This window comes from Syntrophales bacterium (assembly GCA_030655775.1).
GTDB lineage: Bacteria > Desulfobacterota > Syntrophia > Syntrophales > JADFWA01 > JAUSPI01.
In genome coordinates this window covers 49,548-59,864 of the sequence record JAUSPI010000186.1, presented here as the reverse complement: position 1 = coordinate 59,864, position 10,317 = coordinate 49,548, and the positions used below count along the sequence as shown (strand labels likewise).

At 39.8% G+C, this 10,317-nt stretch carries 6 protein-coding genes; 5 read left to right on the top strand and 1 reads right to left on the bottom strand.

Going from position 1 to position 10,317, the window contains the following annotated elements; all coding sequences use genetic code 11:
- The first annotated feature begins 353 nt into the window (after positions 1-353).
- Together Q7J27_10030 and Q7J27_10025 are read left to right on the top strand one after the other, a co-directional pair.
- A complete protein-coding gene (locus tag Q7J27_10030; GenBank protein ID MDO9529486.1) occupies positions 354-491 on the top strand; it encodes a hypothetical protein in 138 nt (45 codons plus the stop codon).
- Positions 492-612: 121 nt separating this feature from the next.
- Positions 613-4,830, top strand: coding sequence for a PEP/pyruvate-binding domain-containing protein (locus tag Q7J27_10025; protein ID MDO9529485.1), 4,218 nt, complete (start codon positions 613-615; stop codon positions 4,828-4,830).
- 50 nt (positions 4,831-4,880) lie between these two features.
- On the opposite strand, the gene Q7J27_10020 is transcribed toward Q7J27_10025, so the two are convergent.
- Positions 4,881-6,158, bottom strand: coding sequence for a glyceraldehyde 3-phosphate dehydrogenase NAD-binding domain-containing protein (locus Q7J27_10020; GenBank protein ID MDO9529484.1), 1,278 nt, complete (start codon positions 6,156-6,158; stop codon positions 4,881-4,883).
- A 482-nt stretch (positions 6,159-6,640) separates the two neighbouring features.
- On the opposite strand from Q7J27_10020, the gene Q7J27_10015 reads away from it, so the two are divergent.
- The 3 genes from Q7J27_10015 (at position 6,641) to prfB (ending at position 10,236) form a co-directional block, all read left to right on the top strand.
- Positions 6,641-7,447: a hemolysin family protein gene (locus Q7J27_10015; GenBank protein MDO9529483.1), complete on the top strand. Its 807-nt coding sequence runs from the start codon at positions 6,641-6,643 to the stop codon at positions 7,445-7,447.
- 162 nt (positions 7,448-7,609) lie between these two features.
- Positions 7,610-9,190 (top strand): apolipoprotein N-acyltransferase, encoded by a 1,581-nt coding sequence (gene lnt, locus Q7J27_10010; protein ID MDO9529482.1) that lies wholly within the window; start codon positions 7,610-7,612, stop codon positions 9,188-9,190.
- Positions 9,147-10,236 (top strand): peptide chain release factor 2 gene (prfB, locus tag Q7J27_10005; GenBank protein ID MDO9529481.1). Its coding sequence is split into 2 segments (ribosomal slippage): positions 9,147-9,215 and positions 9,217-10,236, totalling 1,089 coding nucleotides; the frame shifts between segments, so codons are not numbered across the junction. Before lnt ends, prfB begins: the two co-directional genes overlap by 44 nt.
- Positions 10,237-10,317 lie beyond the last annotated feature (81 nt).

Sequence of the window (10,317 nt, the reverse complement as noted above, 5' to 3'; positions counted from 1 at the left end):
TTTGCCCATTGGAGGCCCTCTCAGGTCAAGGCTGGACAATAGGAGCTGGATGACGGGAGACTGTCACGTCCAGTTCTGAGAGAGCGCAGGGGGGTAGTTCCCCTGCGCCACTCACCTAAATAATGGGTAATCTCTCGGTACAGTCAAGGACGTTGATAAGTAGGTGACGACAACAATACTTTTCCTCATTAAGCCACGTTCGGATAGCCGTCATTTACATTGATCAATACCATCAAATCGAAAATTGCATACAGCTCCATTTTCGATTAACATTCTAATCCCTGTTTTGCCATAATCTCAAATTTCAACCGCAAATGACCGGGGTGCACCCGCAAGCCCCGCCCTGCCTGCCTGTGCCGGACACGGCAGACAGGTGGACGGGGAGATTCACAGTTTTTGCCGTCGCGGTTGCCATCATAGTAATCCGGCAAAGAAGATATAATGGGCCGAAGGCAATATTTATTGAAATCAGCAATGAAATCATATATTAAATTAGAAGCATATTGAGGCAGGAAAATATAAGTTTCAGGTTCTTCTTCCTAAGTGATAGAATTTCTGGAAAAAGATTGGCGGAAAAGCCGTTGAGAGGTTTGAAGAAGAAGAGGTTCATATATGATTGAAGACAAAAAAATATGGAGTTCGTCTGCATTAGAAGCCAATTTAGAGAAAACCTCTGTTGCCGTTACAATTTCGGAAAAGCATAAGCCTCTCCTTGCGATCGCTAAAGATTCTCATGGTATTCATAAACGAACAAAAGAATTTTTGAAAGAATTGAATCACCCGTATATTAACTGGAAATATGTTGTAGAAGAACTGAGAACAATTTCTTTGGCTGATTTTCACCACCATAACTTCCATCCAAACGGAAAAAAAGCCATACAGATTATAACCGGAATTTATTTAGATCTTATAAGTCGAACAAAAGACGAGACCGTAAAAGAAACAGGAATAGACTATCTTTTTGACTATATTCAGCAAATTTTGTCAGACAGTGGTGAACATCTGTCAAGAAATTTACCGTTAGTTTTACAAGCCCTTGACTTTCTTAACCAAATTTCTCGGGAAAATCCTTATCTTCTCAAGAAAAAATCGAGGGATTTAAAAGCAATTTTAACAAATTTAAATAATCATAATGTATCGGTTCAAGTTGAAAATCTGCAAAAGCTTTTTTATCTCGTTTTCAAGTCGACATATGACTATTGGTTGAACCTGCCAAACCCTGAAGATTGGTTAGATGATAGTGGCGAAGACAGGGAAGCCCTTTTAAATTTTAAAAAGCTTATTTTTCCTATCAGTCATTTTAACCTGAAAAAGCTACTTGGTGATCTTGAAGAAATTGATCAATCAGTTGACGATAAGGGATGGGAAGCGATAACTCGATATCTGCAATTGCCTGATTATTCCCAAATATTGAATGGATATCTAAGAGTTGCAGATGAGCTTGAAAGATCAGATGCTTATACGGGGCATCAGCATTATGCCAGGCTTAATTTTCTTTTTAAGATCTTTAATCTCGATGGTCTATCTGATATTCATCGCGAGGCTTTAATCGAAATAAATCGTTCCCTCAGCAGGGTTTTTACAGAAAAGTCGCATCAAGATTTGAATGAATTTGTAAAAAAGACATTTTATTTGCTTCAACAAAGTAGCGCTCGCCATATATACCCGGATACAACTATCCACTGTATCAATACTATCGCAAAAGAAATATTCAAGCTGAACAATCATCAATTAGTTGATACTTTCATCGATCAGATCATTCTTTTTGGTTTTCAATCGCCTGATATTCAAGGCATAACTACAGATTGGGAGGTGAAATTCAACCGTTTCCATGTTCAGAATATTCGATCCTGGTTGGAGATTATTTCTATGAACCCCCGCTGGACTAAAAGATTATTGTCGGCGCTTATTATTAATCTTAAAATAGGAGGCATTTTTGTACGTGATACTGACCTTCTGCAAAAAGATATTTCGGCGCTTTTGAATTCCGATATTTCTCCCGCCAGCAATCTAATTATGCAGTTAAATAAACTCTTGCCTGTTTTCTTCAATGAAATTGGTGCTGAAGGAGAACTTCGTGACATTTCAACTAAAATGGATGAGGCTTCTTTTCGTCAAGATAAACTCATTCATTTTCTGCGAAAGCAATCACATGTGGAAAGCAACAGCACGTTGGTCTCATTTGTGGAAAGTATATTTCGATTCTGGAATTCCCGCAACAAGAAGGAGATAAGAGAGTATTTGCCTGACGAAATTTATGAGGAAATTGATAATTCTGGTGAATACTTTGATGGAATGCATAAGATTTTTAGAACGATGCTAAGAAAAGCTAATCAAAAAACAAGTACATTCCTGGAATGGGACGAATCAAAAGTTCAGAAAACCCTGCAAACAATTCCTCGTGTTCCGGAAAGAGATAAGGAGAGAGCTGCTCTCTTATTAAAATTTTATCAGCTTTTATACAAAAAATATTATATAGGGCATCTGGATTTAATAAAAGATTTAGAATCTTCTTCCGTTTTTGAGAAAACAAAAATAGATGCTTTACAGAAATTCTTACAGCGCAGGAACTATTACAAAAGCCTGGTCATTCTTTTAGATTTATTGAGCGTATTGAAAACACGCATCCTTTCACCTGAAAAGACAGAATCTTTCGAAAACATTTACCGTAAAAGACACATCGCTGCGGGTATTCCGTCCATGTATGGAACCTATCGCGAAGAAAAATTTGAGGCTTTAGGATTATCTTTCCGCCTGCAAAGTATGGCCACTGTTCTGTTTGAGGAGATGATTAATGATTTAAACCATCAATTTATAACAAAGATAACCCTGACAGAAATTAACAAATATCTTTGGCTGTTTATCAAAGCGCTTCAATTGGAAGGGATTGCTACTGAAGGCTTGGAATCAAAAATGAAATATTTTAACAGTGCACTTAGGATAAAGCGCTTTGGCATAGATCAGTATATGGATATCTTTCGTTTTCTTTCAAAAAGTATTCAAGATATTGTCAGAGTTTATTATATCGATGCCCACCAGGCCAATCTACCTGTCATTGTTAAGCAATGTGTTGAAAAAAAACAGGGAGAGGGGGGGGAAGGCCTTTCTGAAATAGACGAAGGAACTGTCTATAAAATCTCGGAAAAACTTATCCGATCAATGATCGCTTCTGCATTTGCGTTGCAAACGCTGGACAATTTTATTAGCGACATAATCGGGACGCTAAGTGCTGAGCATGATAAATTTAAAGAGCGCAGGCACATACTGAATATTCTCATGACCTATAATCCGAATATCGCGATTCGTCCAATACACACAAAGCCCCATAAAAACGATGATCAAATTATTTTGGGGAACAAGGGATATTTCTTGAAACAATTGGCCTCGTTCAAATTTCCCGTTCCTCCCGGTTTTATTATTACTACAGAAGTTTTTCGCTGCCTTGAGGCTGTTCTTGGATACGATAGCATCATAAAGGACCTTGATGAACGTATCGATAAAGAAATATTGAAGATCAACAATGTTACAGGGAAAAAATTCGGTGATCCTGAAAATCCTCTGCTTTTTTCTGTAAGAAGTGGAGCAGCCATTTCTCTTCCGGGAATGATGGGTTCGTTTTTAAATGTAGGAATGAACGAAGAGATAGCTGAAGGGTTGAGCAAAAAGGAGGGCCATGGTTGGGCAGCGTGGGATTGTTATAGAAGGTTTCTTCAGGCTTGGGGAATGTTTGAAGGGTTGAATCGTGATTTTTTTGATGAAATCATAGATGATTTTAAAAGAAAATATAACGTTTCGAAAAAGTTGCAGTTTAGACCGAATCAAATGAAGGAAATAGCAATATTATATAAGCAGGAACTGCTCAGGAATGGGATAAATATAGAAGATGAACCTCGTAAACAATTAGGAAAAGCCATATTGAAAGTATTGGAATCCTGGAATTCTTCCCGGGCGAGATTATACCGGCAAGAGCTAAATATTTCAGATGAATGGGGAACCGCCGTGGTTGTCCAGGAAATGGTTTTTGGGAATTTGAATGAAAGATCAGGCTCTGGTGTGGTTTTTACCCGACACCCTAAAGGTTTGTCTACTTCAGTAGCGCTTAATGGAGACTTTATATTCGGGATTCAGGGAGAGGATATCGTTTCCGGTCTTGTAGATACTTATCCTATTTCAGAAGCCCAAAGAAAAACTGAAAAAAAAGATTATAATATTTCGTTAGAAAAAGATTTTCCGGAAGTGTTTTCTAAACTAAAGCGAATTGCAGAAGAGTTGATTTACGAAAAAGGATATGTCCATCAGGAGATTGAATTTACTTTTGTAAACGGTTCAAAAGATGGCTTTTATATTCTCCAGACAAGAGATATGTCTCCTATGGAGTCAATGGAATTAAAGCATTTTGCCGAGTCGAAAAAGCTGGAGATGTCTTTATTGGGAGTTGGTATCGGGGTTGGTGGCGGTGCGATTTGTGGAAGAGTGGTTTTTTCAGACGAAGAAATTAAAGTTTTAAGAAAAAAGGAACCAGGGACACACCTCATCTTGATTCGTCCAGATACTGTTCCGGAAGACATTGGATTGGTTTGTCAAGTCGATGGATTGCTTACTGCCAAAGGCGGAAGTACTTCACATGCTGCAGTGACTATTCCTCAGCTTAATAAAGTCGGTGTTGTTGGTTTGAAAAGTTTGAAAGTTTATGAGCGGGATGGTTTTATTAAAATCAATGACCGGAAATTAAAAGGCGGTGATTTTATTAGCATTGATGGATGGAGCGGCGCCGTTTATTTAGGTAAACATCGTATTAAATCGACAGAAACGTATAGAGTAAAGATATAAGAGGAACATTTATTCAGAAAACTGAGCTAATAAGCGAGTTTTCCAGTTTTCTATTTTAACGCTTTGTGTACGTAAACTGTTAAATCCCCCATTCTATTTGTGTAGCTGCCATATTCATTATCATACCAGCCAAATATTTTTGCATGAACAACAGGAATGTCCATTTTTTTCAGAGGAAAAGATTTCAGAAATTCCGGAGACAGATCTGGAATGTGAGAAAGGTCAACACTGAAAAAGGCAATTCTGCTATGATTGAATTGTCCTTCAATGACTACGGAAGCATCTATTCCGGAAACATCACTTGACACATTTTGTTCTTCTGAATAAACCAGAAGTCGTTCAGGATCACTTTCGTATGCCTTTTTGTATATTTCATTGATTGTTTCGGTATCAATCAAACTGATTTTCCCATCCTTTCCCATTCGGCTTTGGAAAGTCATGTTTAAAATTATCAAAGATTCTGTTTTGATAGGAATCCGGACCGAATCTGCCATAAAGCCGATCTTGCTAACTTCGGGAATGACTTGGGCCAGGGCCTCAGCTGCATTCGTTGAGGTTAAAATAATATTATCTAAAATGCTTCTGTTTTTTCTTAAGTCTTCTGCTCCGGCCTCAGGTACACTGTCCAACACCTTTTGTGAGTTTGTCACAGCGTGGATGGTTGACATTGAAGCAGTAAGCATAGAGTTGGTTTTTTCATTTTCCAAAAGAGGTTTTATCATGTGTGCAAGTGCTGTGGTTGTACATGATGCAGCTGAAATAATGGTGTGTTTCTTCGGGTTGAATACTTGATGATTAATACCATAGATCAACGTAACAGCATCTTCCGGCATAGACAGCGCTTTGTTTTTAATCCTGAAGGCGGATGAATTGATTATAACTTTTGCCCCGCCTAAAGAATGGCCCCTTATTGTTCCTTTTTCGTCATTCGGCTTTAGCGTTGGATCTCTAAAATTACCCGTACATTCTGCTACGACATCGACTCCGTAATCGCGCCAGGAAATATCTTTGGGATTTCTCGCTTTTCGTAAGATGGTCACAGGAATTCCGTCAATTAGTAGTTTGCCCTGTTTCTCATCGATAATTTTGATTATGGGTTTTGCATTTATCCCGTATAAGAATGTATGCATTAACCCATAGGTTGAGTCTTTCTCTATCATCTGTGCGACGGCATGTAACCCCTGTCCAATATCTCTTCCATGATTGACAACAATTTCCTTGAAATATTTTCTCTCGATATGATGCCATAAAGTCAGCTTGCCAATTCTTCCAAGGCCGTTAATGCCCAGGATTGGCTTTTTCTCGGCGAATAAATCGACTTTACTCATTGATATCTCCATTCAGCTTTGTCCTGTTTTAGTGGGGGTAATATAGAGCGAAATGTCCTTTTGTGTCAAGAAAAATTGACCGGGAGCGCACCCGCAAGTCCCGCCCTGGCGGGGTAAGGGGCGCAATATAAAAGGAATATATTATTCGCAATAGCTCACTATCTCCGATTATTCGCTTTGCTCATGAATCTTCGATTGATTTGCCTTCGGCTCATGAATCTTCGATTTCCTTACCGGGAAGCTCCGCCCTGTGGGCGAGGAGCTTCACTGCAAAATGTAGTGCCTGCTTGTAAAGCTGTTATCAGATAACAGAATCAAGACATCGTCTCCTGTTCTATCAATTTATGCTTCCAGAGATATTATAGCCGTAAACCTTGTTAAGCGCTTGCCTTTTCCTCCGTCCTGGTATAAAGTGGACTGGAATTTTAAAGGAGAGCATTATTATTTTTAGTAAAAAATTTAAAGTCTGGATTAAGGGGCTCTTGCTCAAGAAAGATCACTCGCATCTGGAGAAAGAAATACAATCTATCATCGATGAGGGCGAGGAGAAGGGTCTGATAGACCAGCGGTCTGGCGAAATGATACAGAGTATCCTTGATTTTAGAGATACCCTTGTTCGCGAGGTCATGATTCCGAGGACGGAGATGATTGCGATAAGCAATGATGCCGCAATAGAGGAAATTCTTGATCTTATTATGAAGCATGGTCATACAAGGGTGCCTGTCTATAGCGGCAGTGTGGATAATATTATCGGAATATTGAATGTAAAGGACCTTTTGAAATTCTGGTCGCGACAGGTTTCCGAAGTAGATGTTCTTTCAAACCTGAGGAAGCCTTACTATATACCTGAAACAAAAAACATACACTTTCTTCTCCATGAACTGCAGCAGAGAAAGTATCACATGGCTATCGTTATTGATGAGTATGGAGGGACATCCGGTCTCGTTACCCTGGAAGATTTGATAGAGGAGATTGTCGGGGAAATTCATGACGAACATGATGTAAAAGAGAAAGAAATAACCGAACTTCCAGATGGTTACGTACTTGTAGACAGCAGAGTAGAGATTGAAGAGGTTGAAGAATATTTTGGCATGGAGATTCCGGCAGGAAAGTTTGAGACCCTGGGCGGATTGATCTTACATATAATCGAAAAGATTCCAGTTGCTGGAGAGGTTGTTTATCATGATGGTTTTGAGATGATAATCGAATCGGCTGATGAGAGAAGCATAAAGAAGGTAAAGATAAAGAAGGTAAAGGAAGACGGTAAAAAAGTAGGCAGTAAGGAGTAAGTTTGAAGCTCCCCGCAGCAAGCTGCGGGGAATCTCCGACTGTTAAGGAAAATTGTTGATTTTATTCGCTCGCTAACCCCGCTGCAAGCAGCGGGGAGTGTGCTCGCTGTTCAGTTCAAGAAGTGACGATACCTGGAAGTTGGTGGAGGTTCATAGGAAATAATGCCTGATAACAGGGTCCTGACGCCCGTTAATTTAGCTCTATCTATAGCTTCAGGAATCCTCCTCTTTCTTTCCTTTCCTAAGTTTGGGCTGGGGATTTTTGTCTGGTTTTCGCTTATACCCCTTTTATATGCTCTCAGGGGGAAAACCCCTTCAGAAGGTTTTATACTTGGCCTTATTGCAGGTCTTGTATACAATATCGGCATAATCTACTGGATCGCCTTTGTGGTCGTAAGGTATGGTTATCTTCCTTTTTACCTTGGCGTTTCTGTCATGCTGCTCCTTGCGGTCTGTTTGAGCATGTATGTTTCCCTTTTTTCTGCCGGGGTGGTTTTCTTTGGAAGAAGAGGGATACCAGAGATAGTCTCGGCGCCATTGTTGTGGACATGTCTTGAATATGGTAAATCACACCTTTTTACGGGATTTCCATGGGAAAACCTTGCCTATTCTCAGTATCTTAACACCTTTCTGATTCAGATTGTCGATGTAACTGGCATATACGGGATATCTTTTGTGGTGGTTTTCATAAATTGTGTGTTTTATGACTTGATATTTAACCGTAATGATAAAAGAAAAGTTTTATTTGAAGTATTGATTGGAAGTGTTCTGGTCGCGCTCATTTTATGTTATGGTATGTTACGTGTCGTTGACTTGAAAGAGACCTTAAAGGGTGTTAAATCGAGTAAAGTTGCACTTATTCAGGGGAATATTGATCAGAGCATAAAGTGGGATGTGAAGTATCAAAGGAAGACTCTGGATATATACAGAGATTTGTCCTTTGGGGCGCTACAATCAAAACCGGAATTGATTATCTGGCCTGAGACTGCCACCCCCTTTTTTTTCCAAGACATAGATGATAAACACATGGATGTCCTGGACGTTGCAAAAAAGTCAAATGCTTATCTCCTCTTCGGGAGCCCTGGTTTTGAAAAGAAAGAGGGCAGTACATACTATTTTAATAGTGCCTATATGATATCGCCGGAAGGTAGCGTTACCGGAAAATATGATAAGGTCCATCTGGTTCCTTATGGTGAATATGTGCCATTTAGCTCTTTGTTTTCCTTTCTGGGGAAATTGGTGCCTGGTGTAGGGGACTTTCGTTCAGGCAAGGGATTTCATCCTCTTTTAATGGATGAAAAGAAGATAGGTGTCCTTATATGTTTTGAAAGTATATTTCCTGAAATCAGCAGGGAGTATGGGAGAAGCGGGGTATCGCTGCTCGTAAATATAACGAACGATGCCTGGTTTGGCATGACATCAGCTCCCTATCAGAACCTTTCAATGACCGTGTTCAGGGCGATTGAAAACCGGGTCTCTATTGCAAGGGCGGCCAATACAGGGATAAGCGCCATAATAGGACCAACAGGGGAGATCATTTTGAAGACGGAATTGTTCAAAAGAACGGTACTGACGGGAACTGTACAGTTTTTTGACCGTGAGACCTTTTATTCAAGGTATGGTGATTTATTTACCTATTTTTGCTTTTTATTATTATTTTTGTTATTTATCAGTTCACTTTTGAGGAGGAGAGAAGAAAATGATCGAAGAGTTGTCTGGGATTATAAAAGATTTAAAAAATAGAGTCGATATCCTTAGAGGTTGTCTTTGACGTTGCCGGCAAAGAGGTGGAAATAAAAAAGCTCGAAAAGCATTCTTCAGGTGAAGATTTCTGGAGCGATCCTGAGAAGGCTAAAGAAATATTGAAGAAAAAGACAAAGCTGGAAGCCGTGGTAGAGAACCTGAAGCGGTACGAGAGTACCATCGAAGATTTGGGAATTTTTTTTGAAATGGCTTGTGAAGAGAATGACGAGGAAACACTGAAGGAAATTAAGGAGGATCTTGACAAACTTGAGGCGAGAGTAAAAGATGAAGAATTGAAGATCATGCTCGGAAGTGAGCAGGATCCGTTGAACGCTATAATGTCAATCCATGCCGGTGCCGGTGGTACTGAAGCACAGGACTGGGCTGAAATACTTTTACGGATGTATCTTAGATGGGCTGAGAGGAGAGGATTCTCCACAAATATCGTTGACTTCCAGCCGGGTGATGAGGCAGGCATAAAGAGTGTTACTATGACCCTGGAGGGGGACTATGCTTATGGATATGCGAGGGCAGAGGTCGGGATACACAGGCTCGTACGGATATCACCGTTTGATGCAGGTGGAAGGAGGCATACCTCTTTTGCATCTGTCTTTGTGTGTCCGGAAGTGAATGATGAAATAATCGTAGAAATTAACGAAAACGACTTGAGAATAGACACATACAGATCTACCGGGGCTGGGGGACAACACGTTAATAAGACTGACTCCGCCGTCAGAATTACCCATATACCCACAGGAGTTGTTGTCCAGTGTCAGAATGAAAGATCCCAGCATAAAAACAGGGCTATGGCGATGAAGGTTTTGAAATCAAGACTTTACGAGCTTAAACGCGAGGAGCAGGACGAAAAATTGAATGAGATAAGCAAGTCAAAAAAAGAAATTGCCTGGGGAAGCCAGATACGCTCCTACATACTTCATCCCTATAAAATGATTAAGGATCACAGGACAAATGTAGAGGTAGGTAATGTCAACAGTGTCCTGGATGGGAATATAGATGTTTTTATAGATGCCTATCTTATGAGTTAAAAAAGTGCCTAAAGTTTGAAGTGACTAAAGTGAGCTAAAATTGTGGAGAAGCATCATTAATGTACCCGTAAAAAGTTATAA

What these genes read in the sequence shown, in the direction of transcription:
- Q7J27_10020 (MDO9529484.1), bottom strand. Translation starts at nt 6,158, where the DNA reads ATGAGTAAAGTCGATTTATTCGCCGAGAAAAAGCCAATCCTGGGCATT.
- Q7J27_10025 (MDO9529485.1), top strand. Translation starts at nt 613, where the DNA reads ATGATTGAAGACAAAAAAATATGGAGTTCGTCTGCATTAGAAGCCAAT.
- lnt (MDO9529482.1), top strand. Translation starts at nt 7,610, where the DNA reads ATGCCTGATAACAGGGTCCTGACGCCCGTTAATTTAGCTCTATCTATA.